The sequence below is a fragment of the Pseudooceanicola sediminis genome, from assembly GCF_003575965.1.
Lineage (GTDB): Bacteria > Pseudomonadota > Alphaproteobacteria > Rhodobacterales > Rhodobacteraceae > Pseudooceanicola > Pseudooceanicola sediminis.
Genome location: NZ_QWJJ01000014.1, coordinates 118,411 through 143,887, shown reverse-complemented (window position 1 = coordinate 143,887; position 25,477 = coordinate 118,411). Strand labels below are relative to the sequence as shown.

Here is a 25,477-nt window from a genome sequence, read left to right as displayed (position 1 = left end):
GGGCGCTAGGGCGTGGTTTGGCCCCGCCCTGCCGTCGCTGTCAACAGCGGTGGCGGCGCGACGGCGACAGCCTGTCGTCCGCGTTGCAACTTGACCGCTTCGGTCCGCGCCAGCCGGGTGAAATGCGCCATGAACGGCTTGGCCGTATCCTCGGCGCGACAGGCCGCGAACATGCGCCGCGTCAGCCCCTTTTCGGTGATCGGCTTGGTGATGTAGTCGGAATGATATTTCACCTCTCGCAGCACCCAGTCGGGCAGCACCGTCACCCCCCGCCCCGAGGCCACCAGCAACAGGATCACCTCGGTCAGCTCGACCCTGCGGATCGCCGCAGGCTCGATCCCCGCAGGCTCCAGCAACATCGAGAACACGTCAAGGCGGCTGCGCTCCACCGGATAGGTCAGTAGCGTCTCGCCCAGGAAATCTTGTGGTTCCACAAAGGGTTTATCGGCCAGCGGATGCCCCGCCGCCGCCACGAAGACCGGCGAATAATCGAACAACGGCGCGAAGGTGATCCCCGGAATATCCTCGGGATCCGAGGTGATCACCACGTCCACCGTCTCGCGCTCCAGCGCCTCGATGGCGGTAAAGGCCAGGCCGGGGCGGATATCGACATCGACATCGGCCCAGGTGTGGCGGAACAGTTCCAGCACCGGCAGCAGCCATTCGAAACAGGCGTGGCACTCGATGGCGATGTGCAGCCGCCCCGCGCTGCCGTCGCGCAGGTTGTCGAATTCCACCTCCAGCGCCTCGATCTCGGGCAGCACCCGCTCGGCCACCCGCAACAGGCGCAATCCGGCAGCGGACAGGCGCATCGGCTTGGTGCGCCGCCCGAACAGCTCCATCCCGACCTGGTCTTCCAACCCCTTGATCTGGTGGCTCAAGGCGCTTTGCGTGATGCGCAACAGGTCGGCGGCCTTGGCCAGACCGCCTGCCTCGTGAATCGCACGGATCGTGCGCAGGTGGCGAAGCTCGATATGCATATCGTCTCGGACTCATGAAGATCGTGAATATTATGAAGTTGTCTCATGTCAGCGCCTTTGCGACAAGAGATCAACTGACATGAGGCTGTTCCAATGACCGTTCCCGCCGTTTCCTTTGAATTTTTCCCGCCGAAGAACCTCGAGGCTTCGTTCAAGCTCTGGGATACCGTGCAGGTTCTCTCCCCCCTCGCCCCGCGCTTCGTTTCCGTAACCTACGGCGCGGGCGGCACCACGCGCGACCTGACCCGCGATGCCGTGGCGACATTGCACAAGCACATGGGCCTGAACACCGCCGCGCATCTGACCTGTGTCAACGCCACGCGCGAAGAAACCCTTGCGGTGGCCGACAGCTTTGCCGCGGCCGGGGTGACCGAACTGGTCGCCCTGCGCGGCGATCCCCCCAAGGGCGCGGGCGCCTTTTCCGTTCACCCCGGCGGCTTTGCCAATTCGGTTGAGCTGGTCGAGGCGCTGGCCGACAAGGGCAAGTTCACCATCCGCGTCGGGGCCTACCCCGAACCGCACCCCGAATCCCCCGACACAGCCGCCGATGTGGCCTGGCTCAAGCGCAAGTTCCAGGCCGGTGCGGACGAGGCGATCACCCAGTTCTTCTTTGAAACCGAAACCTTCCTGCGCTTTCGCGATGACTGCGCCCGCGCGGGGATCGACAAGCCCGTCGTCCCCGGCATCATGCCGATCGAGAACTGGAAGGGCATGCGCAAGTTTGCCGCCGGATGCGGCGCGCATTTCCCCGACACGCTGGTCGACGCGTTTGAAAAGGCCGACCGCGACGGTCGCGCCGATCTTCTGGCGACCGCGCTGTGCACCGAAATGTGCGATCGTCTGCTGTCCGAAGGCGTCGAGAACCTGCATTTCTACACGCTGAACAAGCCTGAGCTGACGCGCGATGTCTGCCATGCCCTTGGCGTGACGCCGCAGGCGCGGTTCGAAAACGTGGCGTAAAAAGTCCGCATTGCGGTTGCCGATTTCACCCTGCGGGAATAGCCTTCCCCGCAGGGAGGATCATCGATGACCGAAACGACAGAAAAACCGCTCAGCGGGCTGGAATTGCTGCGTGCCATGATCGCAGGCAAAGGCCGCGCCCCCGCCATCTCTGCCACGCTGAATTTCAAGGCCGTCGCGGTCGAGGACGGCGTTGTCACCTTTGCCGGCACGCCGCTCGAAGGGTTCACCAACCCCATCGGTACAGTCCATGGTGGCTGGTACGGCGCGATTCTCGACAGTTGCATGGCCTGCGCAATTCTCAGCAAGCTGCCTGCCGACACCCATTACACGACGCTTGAATACAAGGTGAACGTCATCCGCCCGATCCCCCTGGGCACCGAGGTCACGGCCACCGGCACCGCCCAGCATGTCGGCCGCTCGACAGGGGTTGCCGTGGGCGAGATCCGCGACAGTGATGGCCGCCTGTATGCCACCGGCTCCACCACCTGCATCGTCATGCAGCAACGCTGACGGTCGCGCGCCCTGGCGCCGCGCCCGCTGGGGTTTCTTCGGCAAGGCGCGGCACCGGGCCTGTTCCTGCTGCCCTGTTCCTGCTGGCCGGTCATGCCGTACCTCGGCGCGCCTGTTCTTAGCTCAGGCCGCGCGCCAGGGCGCTCCGACCTCTCATTTTCTCTTCATTTGATATGGCCCTGCGCTGGCAATGCGCTGGCCCTGTTCAGGCCCTGCGCTTGCCCTGCTCAGGCCAATTGCCCCTGTGTCGGATAGGCGCCTCGGGCGATGGCACTGTCGTGCAGCCGCTCCGACGGGTCCGTGCCCACGTGGCGGGGCTTGCGCAGCAGGAACAGCTTGGAAATGCCCCGCCACTGCCCGACCGAGGGCGCGTCGACATCCATCACGAACCGGTCGCGCCACCCGACCGGCAGCGGCAGCTTGCGCATCTCGGCCTGCCCCAGCATCCAGACCAGCGGGATGTTGGCCAGCGGTCGCGCGGCCTCGAACCCGCCCAACTGTCCCCCCACATCGCCGTGCGTGCCCGCGAACCAGACCTGTTCCAGTCGACCGGCCCAGTCCGGATCGCTTTCCCACATCACCGGGGCATAGACCTGGCGCGTTTCCTCCAGCGCCAGCGCGTGAAACCCCGATTTGACGCAGGCCGACAGCGCGTGATTGTGAAAGCCATGCTTGTTCTCGGCCAGCCGCCACAGGAACGGCAACCGCAGGCCCAGCGATTTCACCGTATCAAAAGCGCCGATCATCTCGATCTCGACCGAGGGGTGGCAATATCCGCTGGCAAACCGGTCGATCAGCGTCTGGTCGTAACACTCCTGATACAGCCGGTAGGCCTGCCGCACATTGCGCTCGGTCGCCTGGGGCGCGCGCAACAGCCCGATCCGGTCGATCACCCCGGCCAGGGACCGCGCCGCATAGGCGCCGCGCGAATAGCCGAACAGAAAGATCCGGTCACCGGGACGATAGCGCGAGGCGAGATGGCCATAGGCCCGCTGGATCTGGCGGTTGATGCCGCGTCCCAGCAAAACATCCATGGTGCTGCGCCAGCTCGTCCACTGGATGCCCGCCTCGTAGTAGACGGTCATGCCCGCACCAGCCTTTTCGGCCACCAGCTTGTAGATCAGACCGGCGTTCGTCTCTTCTCCGATATCCAGTGACGACATGGTGCCGTCCAGGATGATCACGTGGTTTACACTGCCGCGTTGCGGGCGCGCAGGCACCCGTTTCGTGCGGCGCAGCCAATCTGGCCGCGCCTTCGCAAGGAACCGTTTAAGCCGCCCGGTCCGCATTTTCCCTGTCCGCCTCTTGCAGCAGCGCCCAGACGCGCGCGGGGGTAAAGGGCATATCGGCCCGACCCACACCGCGCGTCGCCAGCGCATCCATCACCGCGTTTGCCGCTGCGGCCATCGACCCGACGGTCCCGGCCTCGCCACAGCCCTTCATCCCCATCGGGTTGGCTGTCGAGGGGACGGGCGCGGTATCGAACCCGATCATCGGCACGTCGCTGGCGCGCGGCATCGCGTAATCCATGAACGACGCTGTCAGCAACTGGCCGTCCTCGTCATAGGTCACGTTTTCCATGAAGGCCTGACCGACCCCTTGAACGACACCGCCATGCACCTGACCTTCGGCCAGTACCGGGTTGATCATGTTGCCGAAATCATCAACGACCGTATAGCGTTCCAGCGTCACGCCGCCGGTCTCGGGGTCGACCTCGACCTCGGCGACATGGGCCCCGTTGGGATAGGACCGCCCGGGCAGCGTCGCCTTTTCTTCCTGCACCAGCAGTTCTAGACGCCCGGCTTCGCGCGCCATGTCGGCGACGTCCAGCATGGTTGGCGCGGCGTTGCTGCCCTTGATGCGGAAACTTTCGTCATCAAAGCTGACGTCCTCGACCTTGACGCCCATCTTCTCGGCGACAAAGCCCGTAAACACCTCGACCAGCGTCTTGACGACGGCCAGCGTCGCATTGCTCTGCGTCGTGACGGATCGCGACCCGCCGGTGCCGCCGCCGGTCGCGATGCGGTCGCTGTCGCCCTGGATGACCCGGATCATCTCCATCGGGATACCGGTCTGATCGGCCAGGAAACGGGCGTACACCGTTTCATGCCCCTGTCCGTTGGATTGTGTACCGACATAGATATTCACCGTGCCATCCGCATTGAATTCGACTTTCGCCGTTTCCGAAGGATCGCCGAGGATGCTTTCGATATAGTAACAAAGTCCGAGGCCGCGCAATTTTCCTGCCGCTTCCGACTCCGCGCGGCGCGCGGCAAAGCCGTCACGGTCTGCCGAAATCGCGACCTTGTCCAGCAAACCGTTGAAATCGCCCACATCGTACAACTCGCCCGAAACCGTCCTGTAAGGGAACGCATCCGCGGCGATAAAGTTCTTGCGCCGCAGATCCCAGGGATCGACATTCAGCGCCCGTGCGGCGTAATCCATCGTGCGTTCCAGCAGATAGATCGCCTCGGGGCGCCCGGCGCCGCGATAGGCATCTGTCGGCGTGGTGTTGGTATAGTACCCCTCCGCCTCCAGCAGTGCCGTCTTGATGTCGTAGACCCCGGTCAGGACCCGCGCGAACAGATGGCTCTGGATGATCTGCCCGAAGTTTGAGTTGAACGCCCCGAGGTTGTACCGCGTCTTGACGTGATAGCCGGTGATCTTCATGTCTTCGTCGAAACCCATGGCGACCTCGTGCACCAGATCCCGTGCGCCGTTGTCGCTCAGCATCGATTCCGTGCGATCCGCGATCCAGCGCACCGGGCGGCCCAATGCGCGCGCGGCAAAGGCACAAAGCGCATATTCCGGGTACAGCTTGGCCTTCATGCCGAATCCGCCACCGACATCGGGGTGCGTCACGCGCACGTCCTCGACCGGCAGATCCAGCAGACGCGCCAGTTCGGTGCGCGGACCCCAGACCCCCTGACCGCCAAAGGACAGGTGCATCCGCGCCCCGTCCCATTCCGCGAAACAGCCGCGCGGCTCCATCGCCACGACCATCACCCGGTTGTCCGTCACCTCGGTGCGCACGACATGCGCGGACCCCGCCAGCGCCTCTTGCAGCGCAGCGTCGTCGCCCAGCACGTAATCCACGCCGCGGTTGCCCGGCACATCGTCATGCAGATCCGCATTGCCGCTGCCGGGCACGACCTCGACCTCCAGGTCATCGTAGTCCAGTTCGATCATCTCGGCCGCGTCACGCGCCGCCGTCAGGCTTTCCGCCACGATCAGCGCGACGGCTTCCCCGACAAAGCGCAACTTGCCCTCGGCCAACAGCGGATAGCGCGGATTGGCCCCCTTGCCCCCGTCCCGCGTGGCCACCAGCGTCGCCGACAGACCCTCGGTCAGCCCGGCGGCCTTCAGATCGTCGATCCCCGCGACCAGGTGCACACCCTCGGCCGCCCGCGCCTCCTCAAGGTTCAGCGTGGTGATCGTCGCATGCGCCACGGGCGAGCGTAGAAGATAGGCGAACAGCGCGCCTGCGGGGGTGATATCATCCACGTACCCGCCCCGGCCCGACACCAGCCGTACATCCTCGACCCGTTTCACCGGCTGACTGCGTCCGAATTTTTCCATGACTGGTGCTCCCCTGGTTTCGCATCTGGCCGCGCCGCGCGCATGGCCGCTGTATCGCATCAGGGCGACACTACCCCCTGACCCGCCACTGTCCAGAGGGGCCGGTTCACTTCGCCTTGTCCCAAGCCGGTGCAATCGTTGCCCGAAGCTGGCCCGACCGTAGCCTGACCGTTGCAAGATCAGCCCCCGACACCCGCCAGCGCGCCACAATATAAGGCAGACAGGGGGCCGCTGCGCCCCCTCTTCCCCTTTGCGCCCCAATTCGCTATTTCCTCGCGCAAGGCCCGGCGTACGGGCAATTTCATCGCAAGGCCCGGCTTCACGGGTGCTTTCAAGTCAAAGACGGCGGCCCCTCGCGGGCCGCGAACACGGAAAGACCGACCATGGCCATGGAAAAGACGTTCAACGCCGCCGAGGCGGAAAGCCGCATCTACGCCGCATGGGAAACCTCTGGCGCCTTCAAGGCCGGGGCCAATGCGAAACCGGGTGCCGAAACTTTCAGCGTCATGATCCCGCCGCCCAACGTCACCGGGGCCCTGCACGTCGGCCATGCCTTCAACAACACGCTTCAGGACATCCTGACCCGCTGGCACCGGATGCAGGGGCACGACACCCTGTGGCAACCGGGGCAGGACCACGCCGGCATCGCCACGCAGCTTCAGGTCGAAAAAATGCTCGCCGCGCAGGGCCTGCCCGGCCGCCGCGACATGGGGCGCGAGAAATTCCTGGAAAAGGTCTGGGAATGGAAAGGCCAGTACGGCGGCACCATCGTCGAGCAGCTGAAACGCCTCGGCTCCTCCTGCGACTGGTCGCGCAACGCCTTCACCATGGCCGGGGCCGATGGTGACCCCCGCACCGGGCACGAGAATTCGCCCAACTTCCACGACGCGGTGATCCGCGTCTTTGTCGACATGTACAACAAGGGCCTGATCTATCGCGGCAAGCGCCTGGTCAACTGGGACCCCCACTTTGAAACCGCCATCTCGGATCTTGAGGTCGAGAACACCGAGACCCCCGGTTTCATGTGGCATTTCAAGTACAAGCTCGCCGGCGGCGAAACCTACACCTATGTCGAAAAGGACGAGGACGGCGAGGTTCTCTTCTCCGAGGATCGCGATTACATCTCGATCGCCACCACCCGGCCCGAAACGATGCTGGGCGACGGCGCCGTCGCCGTGCACCCCGATGACGCGCGCTATGCGCCCATCGTCGGCAAGATGGTGCACCTGCCGCTCTGCGACCGCCTGATCCCGATCGTCACGGATGAATACCCCGAAATGGACTTCGGCTCGGGGGCGGTAAAGATCACCGGCGCGCATGATTTCAACGACTACCAGGTCGCCAAACGCGCAAACCTGCCGATGTACCGCCTGCTCGACACCCGTGGCGCGATGCGCGCCGATGGCGAGGCTTACGAAACCTGCGTCCACCGTGCCCGCGAAATCGCCGCCGGGGCCGAGGCGAGCGAGATGGAAATCGACGCCCTCAACCTCGTGCCCGAAAAATACCGCGGCCTTGATCGCTACGAGGCCCGCAAGCTGGTGGTCGATGACATCACCGCCGCCGGCCTCGCCGTCATGGTGCCGCAGAACGACGAACGCCTCGGCCATAACGCCGTGCCCCCCATCGCCTCCGAAGAAGGCGGAGAGGAACCGGAATTGCAGCTGGTCCCGCTGGTCGAACCCAAGATGATCATGCAGCCCTTCGGCGACCGCTCCAAGGTGGTGATCGAGCCGATGCTGACCGACCAGTGGTTCGTCGACACCGTGAAAATCGTCGAACCCGCGCTGGACGCGGTGCGTTCCGGCCGCACCAGGATCATGCCCGAGTCGGGCGAGAAAACCTATTTCCACTGGCTCGAAAACATCGAACCCTGGTGCATCTCGCGCCAGCTCTGGTGGGGTCACCAGATCCCGGTGTGGTTCGACGAGGATGGCAAGCAATACTGCGCCGCCTCCGAGGCCGAGGCTCAGGCCCAGGCCCCCGGCAAGGTTCTGACCCGCGACCCCGACGTCCTCGACACCTGGTTCTCCTCCGGCCTCTGGCCGATCGGCACCCTCGGCTGGCCGAACTGGGACGAAAGCACCTCGAAATATTTCCCGACCTCGACCCTGATCACCGGCGAAGACATCCTGTTCTTCTGGGTCGCCCGGATGATGATGATGCAGCTTGCCGTCGTCGACAACATCCCCTTCGACACCGTCTACCTGCACCAGCTGGTGCGCGACGAGAAGGGCAAGAAGATGTCGAAAACCACCGGCAACGTCATCGACCCGCTCGAGATCGTCGATGAATACGGCGCCGACGCGCTGCGCATGACCAATGCCTCCATGGCGGCCATCGGCGGCGTGCTGAAACTGTCGGAAGAACGCATCAAGGGGTACCGCAACTTCGGCACCAAGCTCTGGAACGCCACCCGTTTTGCCGAAATGAACGGCGTCTACGAACATGGCGCCCCCTCGCCCGAGATCCCTGTCGCCACCGCCACCGTGAACAAGTGGATCATCGGCGAAACCGCCCGGATCCGCGAAACGGTGGATACCGCACTTGCAGCCTACAAGTTCAACGACGCCGCCCTCGGCCTCTATGCCTTCGTCTGGGGCAAGGTCTGCGACTGGTACGTCGAGCTCGCGAAACCCCTGCTGTTCGACGAAGCCTCCGAACGGGCCGAGACGCAAAAGGTCATGGGCTGGGTGATCGACCAATGCCTGATCATGCTGCACCCCATCATGCCCTTCATCACCGAAGAGCTTTGGGGCACCACAGCCGCGCGCGCCAAGATGCTGGTGCACGCAGACTGGCCGACCTACACGACCGACCTGATAGACACCGACGCAGACGCCGAGATGAACTGGGTCATCGCCCTGATCGAAGACATCCGCTCGGCCCGCGCGCAGATGCACGTGCCCGCCGGCCTTCAGGTGCCGCTGGTCGTGACCGGCATGAACGATACGGCGCAGGGCGCCTGGGATCGCAACGTCACGCTGATCACGAAACTGGCCCGGATCGACACGCTGACAGCGGTGACCGAAATGCCCAAGGGCACCATCACCATCCCAGCCGACGGCGCGACGTTCGGGCTACCGCTGGCAGAAATCATCGACGTCGCAGAAGAAAAAGCCCGGCTGGAAAAATCCCTCGCCAAACTCGCCAAGGAGATCGGCGGCTTGGCAGGTCGTCTCAAGAACCCCAAGTTCGTCGAAAGCGCGCCGGACGAGGTCGTCGAGGAAACCCGCGCCAACCTGGCCGCCCGGCAGGACGAAGAGGAAAAGCTCAAGGCCGCCCTCGCGCGAATGCAGGAACTCGGCTGAGGCAACCACCTCAAATGAATACGGGACGCGCGCATCTTGCGGGCGTCCCGAAGCCTCCGGCGGGGATATTTTGCACAGGGAAACATGTCATGGCGCGCACTTGTTCAATCGGGCGCCATGAGACGCGTCAGCTTTCCTCGTCCGGATCCGCCTGGCCGATGCCCTTGAAGACAAATTTGAACGGCACGGCCCAGATCACGCCGAGCGCGATATAAATCAACAGTTCCAGCCAGATCGGCGGCCGCCCCAGCATTCCCATGATCGTCACTGCCGCGACGATATACAGCGGCAGACCTATCACCAGAATGATCAACGACCAGCGCCTGCGCGCCTTGTAACTCAGCGCCATAACGGTCCCTCTCCCATGTTTCCCTGTACCCAAATATCCCGGGTGAATTGCGCCAGGGGCGCAAGAGGGCAGCGCCCTCCTGCACCGGGGCATCTCAATCCGCGAAGGGGTCGGTAACCAGGATGGTATCTTCCCGTTCCGGGCTGGTCGAGAGCAGGGCCACCGGACAGTCGATCAGTTCCTCGACCCGGCGCACGTACTTGATCGCGTTCGCGGGCAGCTCTGCCCAGCTGCGCGCGCCCTCGGTCGATTCGCTCCAGCCCGGCATCTCCTCGTAGATCGGGGTGCAGCGCGCCTGAAGTTCGGCCGCCGTCGGCAGGTAATCGAGGCGTTCGCCGTCAAGGTCATAGGCGACGCAGATCTTCAGCGTCTCGAAGCCGTCCAGCACGTCCAGCTTGGTCAGCGCGATGCCGTTCATGCCCGAGGTGGCGCAGGTCTGACGCAGCAGGGCCGCGTCGAACCAGCCACAGCGGCGCTTGCGCCCCGTGACCGTACCGAACTCATGCCCGCGTTCGCCCAGCCGCTGGCCGTCGTCGTCCAGCAGCTCGGTCGGGAACGGGCCTTCACCTACGCGTGTGGTATAGGCCTTGACGATGCCCAGCACGAAATCGATCGCGCCCGGCCCCATGCCGACCCCTGTCGCCGCCTGCCCTGCGATCACGTTCGACGACGTGACAAAGGGATAGGTGCCAAAGTCGATGTCCAGCAGCGCGCCCTGCGCCCCCTCGAACAGGATCCGCTTGCCCGCCTTGCGCTTTTCGTTCAGCACCTTCCAGACCGGCGCGGCATAGCTCAGGATCTCGGGCGCGATCTCTTTCAGCCGCGCCAGCAGCGCATCGCGGTCGACCTCGTCGATGCCCAGGCCCCGGCGCAGCGCATTGTGGTGCTCCAGCGCGCGGTCGACGCGGGTTTCCAGCGTCTTGTCATCCGCCAGATCGGCAACGCGGACGGACCGGCGGCCGACCTTGTCCTCATAGGCCGGGCCGATGCCACGACCTGTGGTGCCGATCTTGGTGCCCTTGCTGGCGGCGTCTTCGCGGGCGCGGTCCAGCTCTCCGTGGATCGGCAGGATCAGCGGCGTGTTCTCCGCGATCATCAGCGTCTCGGGCGTGATTTCGACGCCCTGTTCGCGGATCTTGGCGATCTCGCTGACCAGGTGCCAGGGGTCCAGCACGACGCCATTGCCGATCACCGACAGCTTGCCGCCGCGCACGACGCCTGAGGGCAGCGCGTTCAGCTTGTACACCTTGCCGTCGATGACAAGGGTATGGCCCGCATTATGGCCGCCCTGAAAGCGCGCGATGACATCAGCCCGTTCGCTGAGCCAATCCACGATCTTGCCTTTCCCCTCGTCGCCCCACTGGGCGCCGACAACGACGACATTGGCCATATCCGGTCCTTTCGGTTCTGGTCGGTATTGGTCTGTATCTCATGCCCCGCCTGAAAACGCCGCCGGTGGCGGTGTGACATGGCAGGGAAACCCGCGCCCGTATATCGAAGGGCACAACCATGCGAAACCACAATCTCGGGGCAATCGGGCCGACACGGACCGGTTTCACGGTCTTTTTGCGACCAGCCGTTGCCATCTCGGGCGCCATACCGGGCGGCCCTCAGGCCCGCGCGCCTGTCACGCGACGCCGCTGTGCGCCCTTTCGGCTTGCGACCTGTGCCAAGCTGTCTTAGAAACCGCCCATCCTGCGCCAAGCAGCCGCACAAGTTCGTATAGGTCCAAGATGGAAAACGTCGTCCTCATCATCCACCTGATCCTGGCGCTCGCGCTGATCGGCGTGGTCCTGCTGCAACGCTCCGAAGGCGGTGGCCTCGGCATGGGCGGCGGCGGCGGTGGCGGCGCGATCTCGGGTCGGGCGGCGGCAACGGCGCTGGCCAAGTTCACCTGGATCGTTGCGGGCCTGTTCATCTGCACCTCGCTGGCCCTGACCATCATCGCGGCGGAAAAATCCTCCGGGGCATCGGTTCTCGACCGGCTCGGCCCGGTCAGCGTGCCCGCCCCCAGCGAAACCGCCCCCGTCGACACCCCCGAGAGCGGCTCTCTCCTGCCGCCCCCCGCGGGCAGCTCGGACTCGGGCAACCTGACACCCTCCGCCGACTAAGCGGTCCCGACACAAGCGGAAAAGGCACGGCCCGGATCACCGGGCCGTCGGCCATTGCTCTTGCTTCCACCATCCGGGGCGCGCGCTCGGCCGCCCTTCCGGCAAAACCATATACCTACAACACCTTGAGGGAAGCCCACCCCCCAAGGGCAGCATCTTGCGGAGCCATTGCCGGATCGCTCCGAATCTGTTATCGGTCAAATCCCGTGATGCTGCGGCCTGATTGGCCGCTTTGGGCATTGTTATTTGCGCTTTCGCGCCGACCACTCACGGGAGCCTGATCCATGGCACGGTATATCTTCATCACGGGCGGCGTCGTGTCGTCCCTGGGTAAAGGCTTGGCATCCGCAGCCCTTGGCGCCCTGCTTCAGGCCCGCGGCTTTTCCGTCCGCCTGCGCAAGCTCGACCCCTACCTCAACGTCGATCCGGGCACGATGTCGCCTTTTGAGCATGGCGAGGTCTTCGTCACCGACGATGGCGCGGAAACCGATCTCGACCTCGGCCATTACGAACGCTTCACCGGCGTCGCGGCCCGCATGACCGATTCCATTTCCTCCGGCCGGGTCTATTCCAACGTGCTGGAAAAGGAACGCCGCGGCGACTACCTCGGCAAGACCATCCAGGTCGTCCCCCACGTCACCAACGAGATCAAGGATTTCCTGCACGTCGGGGATGACGAGGTCGATTTCATGCTTTGCGAGATCGGCGGCACCGTCGGCGACATCGAGGGCCTGCCCTTCTTTGAGGCGATCCGCCAGTTTTCCCACGACCGCCCCCGCGGCGAATGCATCTTCATGCACCTGACGCTGCTGCCCTACCTGGCGGCCAGCGGCGAGCTGAAGACAAAGCCGACCCAGCACTCGGTCAAGGAATTGCAGAGCATCGGCATCGCGCCCGATATCCTGGTCTGCCGTTCCGAACAGCCGATCCCGGAAAAGGAACGCGAAAAGATCGCGCTCTTCTGCAATGTCCGCAAAGAGGCCGTCGTCGCCGCCTATGACCTGAAGTCGATCTACGAGGCACCGCTGGCCTATCACCGCGAGGGCCTCGATCAGGCGGTTCTGGATGCCTTCCAGATTTCCCCCGCGCCCAAGCCGGACCTGACCATCTGGCAGGACGTGCAGGACCGCATCTATCACACCGACGGGGCGGTCAATATCGCCATCGTCGGCAAGTACACGCAGCTTGAAGACGCGTACAAGTCGATCAAGGAGGCGCTTATCCACGGCGGCATGGCCAACCGGATCAAGGTCAATGTCGAATGGGTCGATGCCGAAATCTTCGATCACGCGGATGCGGCGGACCACCTCGAAGGCTTCCATGCCATCCTGGTTCCCGGCGGTTTTGGCGAACGCGGCACCGAGGGCAAGATCAAGGCGGCCGAATTCGCCCGCACCCGCAAGATCCCCTATCTCGGGATCTGCCTCGGCATGCAGATGGCGGTGATCGAGGCCGCCCGCAACCTTGCCCATATCGAAACCGCAGGGTCCGAGGAATTCGACCACGAGGCGGGGCAGAAACGCTTTGAACCCGTCGTCTACCACCTCAAGGAATGGGTGCAGGGCAACCACGCCGTCAAACGCAAGGTTGGCGATGACAAGGGCGGCACCATGCGCCTCGGGTCCTACGACGCGACACTGAAAGACGGCTCCAGGGTGGCCGAGATCTATGGCAACACCGCGATCGAGGAACGCCACCGTCACCGCTATGAGGTCGACGTGAAATATCGCGAGCAGCTGGAAACCTGCGGGCTGACCTTCTCGGGCATGTCCCCCGATGGCAAACTCCCCGAGATCGTCGAGATAGACGACCACCCCTGGTTCATCGGCGTTCAGTTTCACCCCGAACTGAAATCGAAACCCTTCGCCCCACACCCCCTGTTCAAGGATTTCGTGCGCGCCGCCAAGGATGTCTCGCGTCTGGTCTGATCCGGCAATCGCCTGATTTTCCTGACCCGGCGGGCCGAAAACTGTCCCGAAGCTCAAGGCCCCGACCCGCTGGTCGGGGCTTTTTCACGTTTTGGTGACGGACGCGTGGAACTGAACGGCCCCGACCCTCGTTGAATGACTGACACAACGACAGAGCGGGGATGCCCCCCACTCCCGTCAAAGCAAACTTAGGAGAGCAGTTATGAACTCGATCATCTACCTCGTCGGCCTGGTTGTCATCGTCCTTGCAATCGTCGGCTTCGTGCTCTGATCAAGGTCGACAGACCGCACGGGCCCCCACGGCCCTGCCCTGACGGGCGCTGAGCGGTCGGACAAAAGATTTGCGGGCCTTCAGGCCCACACCAGAACCGGCACTGCGTCCCTCCCTGCGCAATTGCCGGTTCTGCTGTATCTGGCACCTGTCCCGCGCCCCGGTCGTTCGCGAAACCGCTTCCCCCTGAATTCTCTGAATTCTCCTCCGCACCGCACCCGGCAACCCAGACAAGAGACGTTGCGTTATAAACTCAACTCTTGGTTTTTGTCGCCTCCCGCTCCACATAATGTGCAGCAAACGCGATGTATGCGCCTGCCCCCCCTTGGGTTCGCGCATCACCGCTCCGCTATCGCAACCGCCCATCAGGATCACGGGCATACCAGTATCCCGCCTTTCAACGGTCCCGTCGAAACAGGCTCAGTCGAAACGGAAATTTGTCATGAACTCGATCATCTACCTCATCGGTCTCATCGTCATTGTTCTGGCCATCATGAATTTCGTTACCTGATCCGCGCCAGCGATACCGCCATCCAACGCCGCCCGCCACGCGCCAATCCGTTCGGTGCCGCGGCCCATGCGACCGCCCCCGCCCCGCGCGCCTGCGGCGGGATATGCGCCTGCCTGCACTCACCATGGGGTACTGACCATGGGGTCCACAAGGTTACTCCTCAGACAGCGAAATTTCAGTCGCCACATCGCCCCTGACCCGTTAACATTCGTAAATGTCAGACCCCTTATAGTGAGGGGCCGCGCCCTGCGGGGCCAGTCACAAGGTGACCGTTATTCGACCCACGGACGATTTGAAGTACGATCTGCTTTTCAAGAACCTCCCTGCCCCTTGCCTTGTGCTGGATCAGGACATGCGCATTGTTACCGCGACCGGGCGTTATCTGGCCACCGTCGAACGAACCCTCGACGATCTGGTCGGTCAATACGTCTTTGACGCCTTCCCCGAAACCGGAGAGCGGCTGGAACGGTTTCAAGACGCCTTTCGTCGGGCGCTGAACGGCGAAGAGAACACGCTGGTCAAGGTGCCCTACTCGCTGCCGGTCGTCGACGCCGACGGACACCCGGTGCTCGACGCCGATGGCCGTGAAAAAACGCGCGAGGTCTGGTGGACCTGCCATCATACGCCGGTCAAGGACAGCGATGGCACCGTGCTCTGCATGATCCAGAACGCCCAGGACATCACCCAGCAGGTCAAGGCCGAGACGCTGAAAGATGCCATCGCAGCCGAACTCCAGCATCGCGTCGGCAATATCCTCGGGCTGGTGTCGGTCATTGCGCGCCGCACCGCCGGCACCTCGGACAACCTGACCGATTTCCTGACCAAGTTCGATGGCCGGGTACAGGCGCTGTCACGCACGCATTCCTACCTGACCGGCACCAACTGGAACCGCATGACCATCGAAAAGATCGTCTCGCGGCAATTGTCCGACTACTTCGAACTGGACGGCGACCAGATCACCCTGGTGGGGGCCGATATCGCCCTCAACCCGAACGAAGCACAGATCCTGACGCTGGCGATCCACGAGCTGACCACCAACTCCGTCAAGTACGGTGCACTCAAGACCCCCGGCGGGCGTCTGAATGTCCAGTGGTCCCGCCTCGGCCCCACCGGCTATGACCTCGAATGGCGCGAAGGCGGCCTGACCGGGACCCCCACCACCACCGGAACGCGCGGTTTCGGCTCTCTCATCCTCGATGACATCGTGCCGATGCAATTGCAGGCCAAGGCGCGCCGCGACTTCGGGCAATCCACCTTCCTCTACCACCTGTCCGTGCCGGAACGCTCTGTTCCGGCCTGATCCTCACACTGCCACATTCTGCGCAGGGTGCCGGGCGGGCGGGCGGCTCGGCACCCTCACCCGCCCAACCGGTCACTGTCAGGGCGATGCACCAGCCGGCGGCCCGCCCCACTCTGCGCCCTGCCGCAACTTCTGCCTTGCCGCAAATTCCGCATGTTCGCCCCCGCCTTTGCGGGCCTCTCCCGCCCTGCCCCGTCCCGCCGTGCGCGGCGGTCGGTGCGTTAACCATGCCATACCACCGCTGCCAAACACCGCTCAGATACCGTACCGATACCGTTCGGATACCGACGTTGCGATTTGGCCGGTTTTCCCTGTTAACACTGGTGTGCGGGGGGCCGCGCCGGGTCAGCACACCGACACGGGGGGCGCGCCGGGTTTACCCATCGTTCACATGCAAAAAGGGCCGCCCATCGGGCGGCCCTTTCGCATCCGGCCTGGCGCAAGGTATCAGACCTTGTCGCGGCCCATCGCCAGCACGCACAGCAGCGTGATCCCCGAGGCGATCAACATGTAGTATCCCACGTAGGCCATGCCATAGCTCGCTTGCAGGTAGGTCGCGATATAAGGCGCCAGCGACGCGCCGACGATCCCGGCAAAGTTGAACGCCAGCGACGATCCGGTATAGCGCACTGCCGTCGGGAACGGGGCCGCCAGCGCCGCGCCGATCACGCCATAGGTGATCCCCATCAGCATCATCCCCACGGTGACAAAACCATAGACGCCCGCCAGGCTGCCCGACAACAGCGGGTCCAGCGCAAAGGAAAATGCGCCAATTCCGATGGTCACCCAGACCAGCAGCGTATAGCGGCTGATCCGGTCTGCCAGCTTGCCCGCCAGCGGGATGAACACGCCAAAGACGACCGCGCCCCACAGCTGTACATGCAGCGCCTCGGTCAGCGACATCTCAAGCACTTTTACGTTGTAGCTCAACAGGTAAGCCGACCCAATGTAGAACAGCACAAAGGTCGCCAACGCCACGAACGTGCCCAAGAACAGGCTGCGCTTGTGGGTGCGGAAAACTTCGACAAACGGCACCGAAACGCGCTCTTCCTTGTCGATGGCCTTCTGGAACGCGGTCGTTTCCGCCAGCGACAGACGTACCCAAAGGCCGATCACGATCAACAGGATCGACCCCAGGAACGGGATACGCCATCCCCAGGCCAGCAGGTCGTCGCGGCTCATGAACGTCAGCAGCAGGGTGAACAACCCCGACGACAGGAACAGGCCCAGCGGCGCGCCCAGTTGCGGGAACATGCCGTACCAGCTCTTCTTGCCCTCGGGGGCGTTTTCCGTCGCGATCAACACCGCGCCGCCCCATTCGCCCCCCAGGCCAAAGCCCTGGCCAAAACGGCACAACGCCAACAGCGCCGGGGCCGCCACGCCGATACTGGCATAGGTCGGCAGCAACCCGATGACGACGGTGGAAATGCCCATCGTCAGCAACGCCGCGACCAGCGTCACCTTGCGCCCGACCCGGTCGCCGAAGTGGCCAAAGACCACGGCACCCAGCGGTCGCGCGAAAAAGGCAATGGAAAAGGTCGCGAAACTTGCCAGCAGCGCCGTGGTGGCGTCCTCTCCCGGAAAGAACAGGCTGGGAAACACCAGAACGGCGGCGGTCGCGTAGACGTAAAAGTCAAAGAATTCAATGGTGGTGCCAATCAAACTGGCCAGCAGCACGCGGCTGGGCTTGTTCAATGGCGTCGTGGCTGCCGCCGGCATCGCGGCGGTCTGAGAGGTCTGTGTCATGTTATTCGTCCGGTTGATTTCGGCTGCGGTCAGGGGGCTGGCGCACGGGGTAAAAAGGCGCTCTGGCAGGCCCGGCCGCCGGGTTCGGCGGGCCTAACGCAACAAAGATGCGCCCGAAAGGTGATTATTGAAATTTTAGGTGACAACATGACGGGTTTGACGAAACTGCATGGCTTCCACTCCCGCCCCCTGTCAGTCTAGGCTGGCATAAAACCGTTACATGCCGATGCGATACACCGGATCCGACGTGTTGCGCGCCGCCGCGCGCGCCCGCTTTTGCACGCCCTTGCCAACCCGAAGGAGCCTTCATGCCCGACGACGATTACGCCCCCTCCGAAGACTGGCTCGAGGCCGAGCTGCGCGATACCCTGGACGAGGACTTCGAGATCGAGCTGGAAGATGCCATCCTGTCGATGAAGATCCGCGAGATCTACAACAAGGCCCATCCGCCATCGCTGCCAAGCGCGGATTACTTTCGCAATCTCCTGCGCTTGCAGGCCGAACTGATCAAGCTTCAGGATTGGGTCGTGCATCATCGCGAAAAGGTCGTGGTGATCTTCGAGGGGCGCGACAGTGCCGGCAAGGGCGGCGTGATCAAGCGCATTGCGCAGCGGCTTAATCCCCGCGTCGTGCGCACCGTCGCCCTGCCCGCGCCCTCGGACCGCGAAAAAACCCAGTGGTATTTCCAACGCTATGTGCCGCACCTGCCCGCCGGGGGCGAGATCGTCTTGTTCGACCGCTCATGGTACAACCGCGCCGGGGTGGAACGGGTGATGGGCTTTGCCACCGACTCTCAGGTAAATCAGTTCTTTGACGACGTTCCCGAGTTTGAACGGATGCTCGTGCGTTCCGGTATCCGGGTGGTGAAATACTGGTTCTCGATCACGGACGAGGAACAGCAGATGCGCTTTCTGATGCGCATACACGACCCCCTGAAGCAATGGAAACTCTCTCCGATGGACCTGCAAAGCCGCGTCCGCTGGGAGGATTATACGAAGGCCAAGGAAGAGATGTTTGCGCGCACCAACATCGAAGAGGCACCGTGGTACATCGTTCCCGGCAACGACAAGAAGCGCGCGCGCCTGAATTGCATGGACCACCTGCTGACGCTGTTCCCCTATGCCGATGTCCCTCACGAAGAGGTCGTCTTGCCCAGCCGCGTCTATAACGGCGATTACGAACGCGCGGTCCTGCCACCCGACCTTTACGTTCCCTCGAAATACTGACCCAATCGAACATTCGGGGATCACGCGCACATTTCACGGCTTGGCGGCCTGTTACACGGCACGATTTCACGGTCCTGATCGGTCAGGCGCAAAACCGGTCAGGCGCAAATACGTGAACGGCTGACGTATCTTCTGCATTGGCGGCGCGGCGTGCGCCGCCTATATACCTTTACATGTTTGCAGATTTCCTCAACCGCCTCATCGCGCCACAGCCCGATCCCCTTGACGACGGGGATGCCCGGCTGGCGCTTTCTGCCCTTCTGGTGCGCGTGGCGCGATCGGATGGCATCTATGACAAGGCCGAGCGGGCGATGATCGCGCGCATCTTGTCGCAGCGCTATGCCCTGTCCGTGCCGGAATGCGAGGCGCTGCTGCAAGATGCCGAAACGCTTGAAACCCAGGCCCCCGACACCGTGCGCTTTACCCGCGCGATCAAGGAGGCCATTCCCTACGAAAACCGCCTGGCCGTGGTCGAGGAACTGTGGAAGGTCGTTCTGGTCGACGGCGAACGCGAGGCCGAAGAAGACGCGGTGCTGCGTCTTGTCAGCAACCTGCTGGGCATCTCGGACCCCGACAGCGCGCGCGCCCGCCAGACCGCGCAGGGCACCGCACCGTGAACCTGCGGCGCCGCGCCCCTGTGACATGATCCCGCCATCTGCCCCCGTACCAGCCCCGCAGAAAAGGTACAACATACTGGAATGATTGTCTCTTTTCAGATGTACGATCGTCCCGAAACCGCGCCCGTCTATGATCGGCTGTGGCAGGCAACCCGTAACGCCCTGGGCTATGGTCCCGCCAAGGTGACGCGCGACAGTGACCTTTGGCACACCTGGCAGAACCCTGACCTGCTGATTGCGCAAACCTGCGGCCTGCCTTTTCGCTCACGCCTCAAGGATCGCGTCACCCTGATCGGCACGCCCGACCCCGGCCTTCCCGGCTTGCCGCCCGGCCAGTATCACAGCCTGATCGTGGTGCACCGCGATGCCCCTGCGCGCAGCTTTGCCGACCTGGCTGGCCTGCGTTTCGCTTATAACGAGGCCGGCTCGCAATCGGGCTGGGCCGCGCTTGCCGCCCATGCCGCGCTGCATGACATCCCCCTCGGCCCACTGCTGCCGACGGGCAGTCACGCCGCCTCGGCCCGTGCCGTGGCGGACGGGGGTGCCGACGCGGCCGCGCTTGATCGGCTGACATGGCACCTGCTTGAGGCTTTCGAGCCCTTCGCCGGGTCCCTGCGGGTGATCGCCCGTACGCAGCCCACGCCCGCCCTGCCCCTGATCACGGCCCTCGGGCGCGATCCCGCGCCGCTGCGAACGGCACTTTCTGCCGCGATTTCCGTGCTTTCGCCCGCCGAACGCACATTGATCGGGTTTCAACGGCTGGTGGCGATCCCCGACGCCGAATATTTCGCCATTCCTCTGCCGCCGGTCCCACCGACGGCCCGCTAACGTCAAGTCAGATTGCAAAGCGGTCGCGAAGCTGTTGATTTCCGCCCGATTCTGCGCCCTACTCTCGCGAAAGCAAAACCGGAAATGCACCCTGACGTGAGCCAGACCCCATCAGTCCTAGAGATCCGCGATCTGCACAAAGCCTACGGCGCCCTGGAAGTCCTCAAGGGTGTGTCCCTGCGTGCCCAGCGTGGCGATGTGATTTCCCTCATCGGTTCGTCGGGGTCGGGCAAATCCACCTTGCTGCGCTGTGCCAACCTTCTGGAAGACAGTCAGCAGGGTGAAATCCTGTTCAAGGGGGAAGCCGTCCATTGGAAGGGCCATGGCGGAATGCGCCGTCCGGGCAACGCCCGCCAGGTGCTGCGCATCCGCACGAACCTGTCGATGGTGTTTCAGCAGTTCAACCTGTGGTCGCACATGACCATCCTGCAAAACGTGATGGAGGCCCCTCTGACCGTGCTGGGCCGTGACCGTGCCGAGGTCGAACCCAAGGCCCGCGCCTATCTGGACAAGGTCGGCATCGCGGACAAGGCCGATGCCTGGCCTGCCCAGCTTTCGGGGGGTCAACAGCAACGCGCCGCCATCGCCCGTGCCCTCTGCATGGAACCCGAGGCCCTGCTTTTCGACGAACCGACCTCGGCACTGGATCCGGAGCTTGAGCAGGAAGTCGTCAAGGTAATCAAGGCCCTGGCAGCCGAAGGTCGCACCATGCTGCTGGTCACCCACGACATGCGCCTTGCCGCGGACGTGTCGGACAAGGTGGTCTTTCTGCATCAGGGGAACCTGATAGAGGAAGGCCCCCCGTCCGAGATTTTCGGCAACCCCAAGACCGAGCGCCTGCAACAATTTCTCAGCGCGACGCAAACTGCCTGACAACCTTTCGCCCTCCGAAACGGGGGCCAATCCGGGTGGGATCAACCCGCCCAAACTGAAGAAACGGGAGAAATTTCATGAACAAACTCATCCTCAGCACTGCCCTTCTGGCGCTGACCGCCGGCGGCGCGCTGGCGCAGGACACCATCCGCATGGGCACCGAGGGCGCATACCCTCCGTACAACTTCATCGACGACAACGGTGAAGTCGCCGGTTTCGAACGCGAGCTTGGCGATGAGCTCTGCACCCGCGCCGAACTGACCTGCACCTGGGTCACCAATGATTGGGATTCGATCATCCCCAACCTGGTTTCCGGCAACTACGACACCATCATGGCGGGCATGTCGATCACCGACGAGCGCGACGAAGTCATCGACTTCACCCAGGATTACTATCCGCCGACCGACTCGATCTACCTCGCGCCCGAAGGTGATATCGACCTCGAAGGCGCCGTCGTGGCGGCTCAAACCGGCACCATCCAGGCGGGTCACGTTGCAGAAACCGGCGCCACCCTGCTGGAATTCGCGACCGGCGACGAAACCATCGCGGCCGTCAAGAACGGCGAAGCCGATGCGGTTTTTGCTGACAAGGATTTCCTGCTTCCCTACACCGACGACGGTTCGCTGGTCGTCGTGGGTGATCCGGTCCCGCTGGGCGGCGGCATCGGTATGGGTCTGCGCGAAAGCGACACCGAGCTGAAAGCCAAGTTCGACACCGCAATCACCGCGATGAAGGAAGATGGAACGCTGAATACCCTGCTCAAGAAGTATTTCGGCGACGAAACCTCGACCTACTGAGGGAAACCTTGCAGGGCCTTCGGGCCCTGCATCCCAATAGCGAATGACCCGCACCCCAGTTCATAAAAGAGCCGCCCCCCGGACGGCCCACTCGGCCCGTTTGGCCGCGCCCGCCGCATTTGGCGGGATTGCCGGGCACGGGCACTGGTACGGGTATCGCAGCCTGCAATCATTGGCGTGCCGTTCCTGTCTCGTGCGTCCGTCTGGACGCAGGCTGCAAGCGCCGCAGCACCGCGGGCGCCCTGTCGGGCCGCGCCTGCCCAGCGTCCCCCCCATTTTGCGCGCCGAGGGCCCCGATGTTTGACTTCTGCGCCGACCCTGCCCTGCTCGATACCTTGCCGTGGATGGCCTGCTATCTGACGACGGCCAAGCAGGTCATGTTCTACCAAAGCTTTCTGGTCGTCATCGCCCTGCTTGCCGTCACGGCCCCCATTGCGCTTGCCGTCGGATTTTGCGGGGCGCTGGCACGCCGGTCGCATCTGGCTCCGCTGCGCTGGATCGGGGTCGGCTATACATCGATCGTGCGCGGCGTCCCCGACATCGCCTTCTTCCTGTTCGTGCCCCTCGCCCTTGACCAGGGCCTCGAATATCTGCGTCACAAGGTCAAATGCCCCGATTGGGACATGCCGATCCGCCAAGGCAACGATTTCGTGGTCTGCGCGGCAGCAAAGCTGCCGCAATCGGGCGCTGCGCCCCTGGTGCATGACCTTTATGCGATTGCGCTGGCCATCGCCGCCTACGCCTTTGTTTTCGGGGCCTTTGCCGCCTTTGTGCTGTCCGGCGCAATGAATGCGGTGCCCAAGGCCCAGCTTGAAACGGCCGAGGCTTATGGCCTGTCCCGCCGCCAGATCACCTGGCGCATTCTGGTGCCGCAGATGTGGGTCTATGCCCTGCCCGGCCTGTCGAACCTGTGGATGGTGCTTATCAAGGCAACGCCGCTGCTGTTCCTGCTGGGCATAACAGATATCGTGTACTGGGCCCGCGAACTGGGCGGGATGAAGACCACCGCCTATGCCTATCCGCACGGCGACTGGCGTCTTTGGTATTTCATGGCGCTGTTGGTGTTCTACCTGGGCATGACAAAACTGTCGGAAATCGCGTTCGAACGCCTCGGCCAGCGCCTCTCGCGCGGGCAGGCGACGCTGGCCGGCATGACGCAGGCAAAATCATGATCGGGGTCCACGGATGAGCTGCATCGACGTCATCCAGACCTATGGTCTGCGCTCCATCGGTCTGGGCGAACGCCTGTTGCCACGCAGCGATTTTACCCTGTGCGACCAGTTCGTGCTCATCGGATCGGGGATGGTGTGGAACCTCTATTTCGGCATTGCGGCGTTGTTCCTCGGCTTTTTTGCGTCGATCGCCCTGGCCTGCGCGCGCAACGTCTCAAACCGTTTCATCCGCAAACCTGCGGACTGGTTCATCTTTTTCTTTCGCGGCTCACCGCTGTTCATCCAGTTCTTCTTTTTCTACGAGGCTTTCACGCTATTGCCGCGCGAAGGTCTGTCGCTGAACCTCGGGCTGGTCACCCTGACCGCCGACACCAGCTGGCTGACCCGCGCCTGGGCGGGGGCGCTGATCGTGCTGTTCCTCAACACCACGGCCTACGCGGGCGAAATCTTTTACGGGGCGCTGCGGTCGGTCCCGAAGGGTGACCTGGAGGCCGCTGATGCCTATGGGTTTTCCGGCTGGAAAAAGTTTCGCCACATCACCTTTCCGACCATGCTGCGCCTCGGCTGGCCCGCCTACACGAACGAGGCCATCTTTCTGTTCCACGCCACGACATTGGTCTATTTCAGCTCGTTCCCCGCGCGCCAGCAAAAGGGCGATGCGCTGTATTACGCAAACTACTTTGCCGACAAGACCTTCAACCCCTTCATCCCCTATCCCATCCTGGCGATGTATTTCATCCTGCTGACGGTGGCGGTCGTGCTGATCTACGGTGCCGTCTATCGACGCCTCAATCGCCATTTACCCTCCAACGCGAGACGCAGGCTGCGCCCACGGCCAGCCATGCTAAGATAGGGTATGACTCAGGCGTATCTCTCACCGGACACCCCATCCTCTGCCAATCGGCAGGCCCGCCCTCCCTGGGCGTCCTGAGCGTTTGACACGATGTCCCGCCGCCCGCCAAGCCAGGGCTGCGAAAAGGTTTCCAGTGTGCCGGTCCATCGGCATGCGCAGACAGAGTCCCCTATGCAATTTGACCAGTTTCGCACCTTCCGCGTTGCCGCCGCTGACCTGAACGGCCAGATGCGCGGCAAGCGCGTGCCCCAAAGCGCCTACGCCAAGCTTGATACCGAAGGGTCGCGGATGCCGCTGTCCGTCCTCAACGTCGATATCTGGGGGGCCGACATCGAAGATTCCCCCCTCGTGTTCGAAACCGGTGACGAAGACGGCGTCCTGAAACCGACCGAGCATGGCCCGGTGCCGATGCCCTGGCTCGACAGCCCCTCGGCGTTGGTGCCGATGTGGATGTTCCACGACGACGGCCGCCCCTTCGCGGGCGATCCGCGCCACGCTCTGCGCCGCGTTCTGGATCGCTATGCGGAGCGCGGCTGGACCGTGCAGGCGGCGGTCGAGATGGAGTTCTACCTTGTCGACGATACCGGCCATCAACTCTCGGCGCCGCAGAACCCGATCTCGGGGCGGCCCGTGTTTGGCAATGCCATTCTGTCGATCCGCCAGCTCGATGCCTTCGACAGCTTCCTGACCGACCTCTACGAGGCCTGCGACGCGATGGACATCCCCGCCGATTCCGCCTCTTCCGAGGCAGGGTTGGGGCAGTTCGAAATCAACCTCGCACATCGCGACGCCATGGCTGCCGCCGACGACGCCTGGCTGTTCAAAAGCCTGGTGCGCGGCATGGCGCGGCGTCACGATATGGCGGCGACCTTCATGGCAAAGCCCTTTCCCAACGATTCCGGGAACGGCATGCACGTGCACTTTTCCGTGCTCGACGAGGATGGCAACAACGTCTTCGACGACGGCGGCCCAAGGGGCACAGACCTGTTGCGTCACGCCGTGGCCGGCTGCATCGCAGGGATGCCCGGCGGCACCCTGCTCTGGGCGCCTCACGGCAATTCCTACGCCCGTTTTGCCCCCGGTGCCCATGCGCCGACTGGCGCCTGCTGGGCCTACGAAAACCGAACAGCCGCCATTCGCATCCCTTCGGGCCCCCACAAGGCGCGGCGCATCGAACACCGCGTCGCCTGTGGCGACATCAACCCGTACCTGACGCTCTCGGCCATTCTCGGGTCGGCCCTCGCCGGGATCGAAGACGCCATGGTGCCCCCCGAACCGATCACCGGCAACGCCTACGAACTGGATCTGCCCGGTATCATGCCTGACTGGGCCTCTGCCATAGATCGCTTTGAAACCGATCCCCTGATGGCGCGTATCTTTACGCCGGACCTGATCCAGAACCTGACGATGACGAAACGTCAGGAGGTCCGCCGCCTGGCCGAACTGCCGCCCGAAGAACACTGGATGGTCTACCTCGAAACGGTCTGAGACGGATCGGCGCAACCGTCGCACGGCGCGATGGTCGCGCCGCCAAATGGCACGCAGCGCGAGG

The 25,477-nt window shown here is 63.6% G+C and carries 20 protein-coding genes; 14 read left to right on the top strand and 6 right to left on the bottom strand.

Going from position 1 to position 25,477, the window contains the following annotated elements; all coding sequences use genetic code 11:
* Positions 1-5 precede the first annotated feature (5 nt).
* A complete protein-coding gene (locus DL237_RS15735; RefSeq protein WP_119400037.1) occupies positions 6-980 on the bottom strand; it encodes a LysR family transcriptional regulator in 975 nt (324 codons plus the stop codon).
* 93 nt (positions 981-1,073) lie between these two features.
* Between DL237_RS15735 and metF the strand changes: the two genes are divergently transcribed.
* Both metF and DL237_RS15725 read left to right on the top strand, forming a co-directional pair.
* Positions 1,074-1,940: a methylenetetrahydrofolate reductase [NAD(P)H] gene (gene metF, locus DL237_RS15730; RefSeq protein WP_119400036.1), complete on the top strand. Its 867-nt coding sequence runs from the start codon at positions 1,074-1,076 to the stop codon at positions 1,938-1,940.
* Positions 1,941-2,006: 66 nt separating this feature from the next.
* Positions 2,007-2,453 carry a PaaI family thioesterase gene (locus DL237_RS15725; protein WP_119400035.1) on the top strand — a complete coding sequence of 149 codons (447 nt, stop codon included), beginning with the start codon at positions 2,007-2,009 and terminating at the stop codon, positions 2,451-2,453.
* A gap of 227 nt (positions 2,454-2,680) precedes the next feature.
* On the opposite strand, the gene DL237_RS15720 is transcribed toward DL237_RS15725, so the two are convergent.
* Complete coding sequence (locus tag DL237_RS15720; RefSeq protein ID WP_119400034.1) at positions 2,681-3,742, bottom strand: DUF2235 domain-containing protein; 1,062 nt, start codon at positions 3,740-3,742, stop codon at positions 2,681-2,683.
* On the bottom strand, positions 3,723-6,032 hold the full coding sequence (locus tag DL237_RS15715; protein ID WP_119400033.1) for a xanthine dehydrogenase family protein molybdopterin-binding subunit: 2,310 nt from the start codon (positions 6,030-6,032) through the stop codon (positions 3,723-3,725). Before DL237_RS15715 ends, DL237_RS15720 begins: the two co-directional genes overlap by 20 nt.
* 383 nt (positions 6,033-6,415) lie before the next feature.
* Between DL237_RS15715 and DL237_RS15710 the strand changes: the two genes are divergently transcribed.
* The gene (locus DL237_RS15710; RefSeq protein ID WP_119400032.1) at positions 6,416-9,343 is read left to right on the top strand and encodes a valine--tRNA ligase; all 2,928 of its coding nucleotides are present in this window, start codon (positions 6,416-6,418) and stop codon (positions 9,341-9,343) included.
* 127 nt (positions 9,344-9,470) lie between these two features.
* Here DL237_RS15710 and DL237_RS15705 read toward each other — a convergent pair whose 3' ends face one another.
* Positions 9,471-9,692, bottom strand: a complete 222-nt coding sequence (locus DL237_RS15705) for a DUF2842 domain-containing protein (RefSeq protein ID WP_119400031.1) — start codon at positions 9,690-9,692, stop codon at positions 9,471-9,473.
* A 94-nt stretch (positions 9,693-9,786) separates the two neighbouring features.
* Positions 9,787-11,082, bottom strand: coding sequence for an adenylosuccinate synthase (locus DL237_RS15700; RefSeq protein WP_119400030.1), 1,296 nt, complete (start codon positions 11,080-11,082; stop codon positions 9,787-9,789).
* 343 nt (positions 11,083-11,425) lie between these two features.
* Between DL237_RS15700 and secG the strand changes: the two genes are divergently transcribed.
* The 3 genes from secG to DL237_RS15680 all read left to right on the top strand — a co-directional run bounded on the left by secG (position 11,426) and on the right by DL237_RS15680 (position 15,813).
* A complete protein-coding gene (gene secG, locus DL237_RS15695; RefSeq protein ID WP_119400029.1) occupies positions 11,426-11,803 on the top strand; it encodes a preprotein translocase subunit SecG in 378 nt (125 codons plus the stop codon).
* A 284-nt stretch (positions 11,804-12,087) separates the two neighbouring features.
* Entirely contained in the window at positions 12,088-13,731 is a 1,644-nt protein-coding gene (locus DL237_RS15690) for a CTP synthase (RefSeq protein WP_119400028.1), read from the top strand.
* Between the two features lie 1,047 nt (positions 13,732-14,778).
* Positions 14,779-15,813, top strand: a complete 1,035-nt coding sequence (locus tag DL237_RS15680) for an HWE histidine kinase domain-containing protein (RefSeq protein ID WP_119400026.1) — start codon at positions 14,779-14,781, stop codon at positions 15,811-15,813.
* Between the two features lie 447 nt (positions 15,814-16,260).
* Here the strand turns inward: DL237_RS15680 and DL237_RS15675 are convergent, their stop codons facing one another.
* A complete protein-coding gene (locus DL237_RS15675) occupies positions 16,261-17,559 on the bottom strand; it encodes an MFS transporter (protein WP_119400025.1) in 1,299 nt (432 codons plus the stop codon).
* A gap of 308 nt (positions 17,560-17,867) precedes the next feature.
* Here DL237_RS15675 and ppk2 point away from each other — a divergent pair, with 308 nt between their 5' ends.
* The 8 genes from ppk2 to DL237_RS15635 all read left to right on the top strand — a co-directional run bounded on the left by ppk2 (position 17,868) and on the right by DL237_RS15635 (position 25,413).
* Positions 17,868-18,785, top strand: a complete 918-nt coding sequence (gene ppk2, locus DL237_RS15670; protein ID WP_119400024.1) for a polyphosphate kinase 2 — start codon at positions 17,868-17,870, stop codon at positions 18,783-18,785.
* Between the two features lie 173 nt (positions 18,786-18,958).
* The gene (locus DL237_RS15665) at positions 18,959-19,402 is read left to right on the top strand and encodes a tellurite resistance TerB family protein (RefSeq protein WP_119400023.1); all 444 of its coding nucleotides are present in this window, start codon (positions 18,959-18,961) and stop codon (positions 19,400-19,402) included.
* 81 nt (positions 19,403-19,483) lie between these two features.
* Positions 19,484-20,230, top strand: coding sequence for a phosphate/phosphite/phosphonate ABC transporter substrate-binding protein (locus DL237_RS15660; protein WP_119400022.1), 747 nt, complete (start codon positions 19,484-19,486; stop codon positions 20,228-20,230).
* Between the two features lie 96 nt (positions 20,231-20,326).
* Positions 20,327-21,103 carry an ABC transporter ATP-binding protein gene (locus DL237_RS15655; RefSeq protein ID WP_119400058.1) on the top strand — a complete coding sequence of 259 codons (777 nt, stop codon included), beginning with the start codon at positions 20,327-20,329 and terminating at the stop codon, positions 21,101-21,103.
* 77 nt (positions 21,104-21,180) lie between these two features.
* On the top strand, positions 21,181-21,900 hold the full coding sequence (locus DL237_RS15650) for a transporter substrate-binding domain-containing protein (RefSeq protein ID WP_119400021.1): 720 nt from the start codon (positions 21,181-21,183) through the stop codon (positions 21,898-21,900).
* 296 nt (positions 21,901-22,196) lie between these two features.
* Positions 22,197-23,072, top strand: a complete 876-nt coding sequence (locus tag DL237_RS15645) for an ABC transporter permease (protein WP_119400020.1) — start codon at positions 22,197-22,199, stop codon at positions 23,070-23,072.
* A gap of 13 nt (positions 23,073-23,085) precedes the next feature.
* Positions 23,086-23,925 carry an ABC transporter permease gene (locus tag DL237_RS15640; RefSeq protein WP_119400019.1) on the top strand — a complete coding sequence of 280 codons (840 nt, stop codon included), beginning with the start codon at positions 23,086-23,088 and terminating at the stop codon, positions 23,923-23,925.
* A 171-nt stretch (positions 23,926-24,096) separates the two neighbouring features.
* Positions 24,097-25,413 (top strand): glutamine synthetase family protein, encoded by a 1,317-nt coding sequence (locus DL237_RS15635; RefSeq protein WP_119400018.1) that lies wholly within the window; start codon positions 24,097-24,099, stop codon positions 25,411-25,413.
* Positions 25,414-25,477 lie beyond the last annotated feature (64 nt).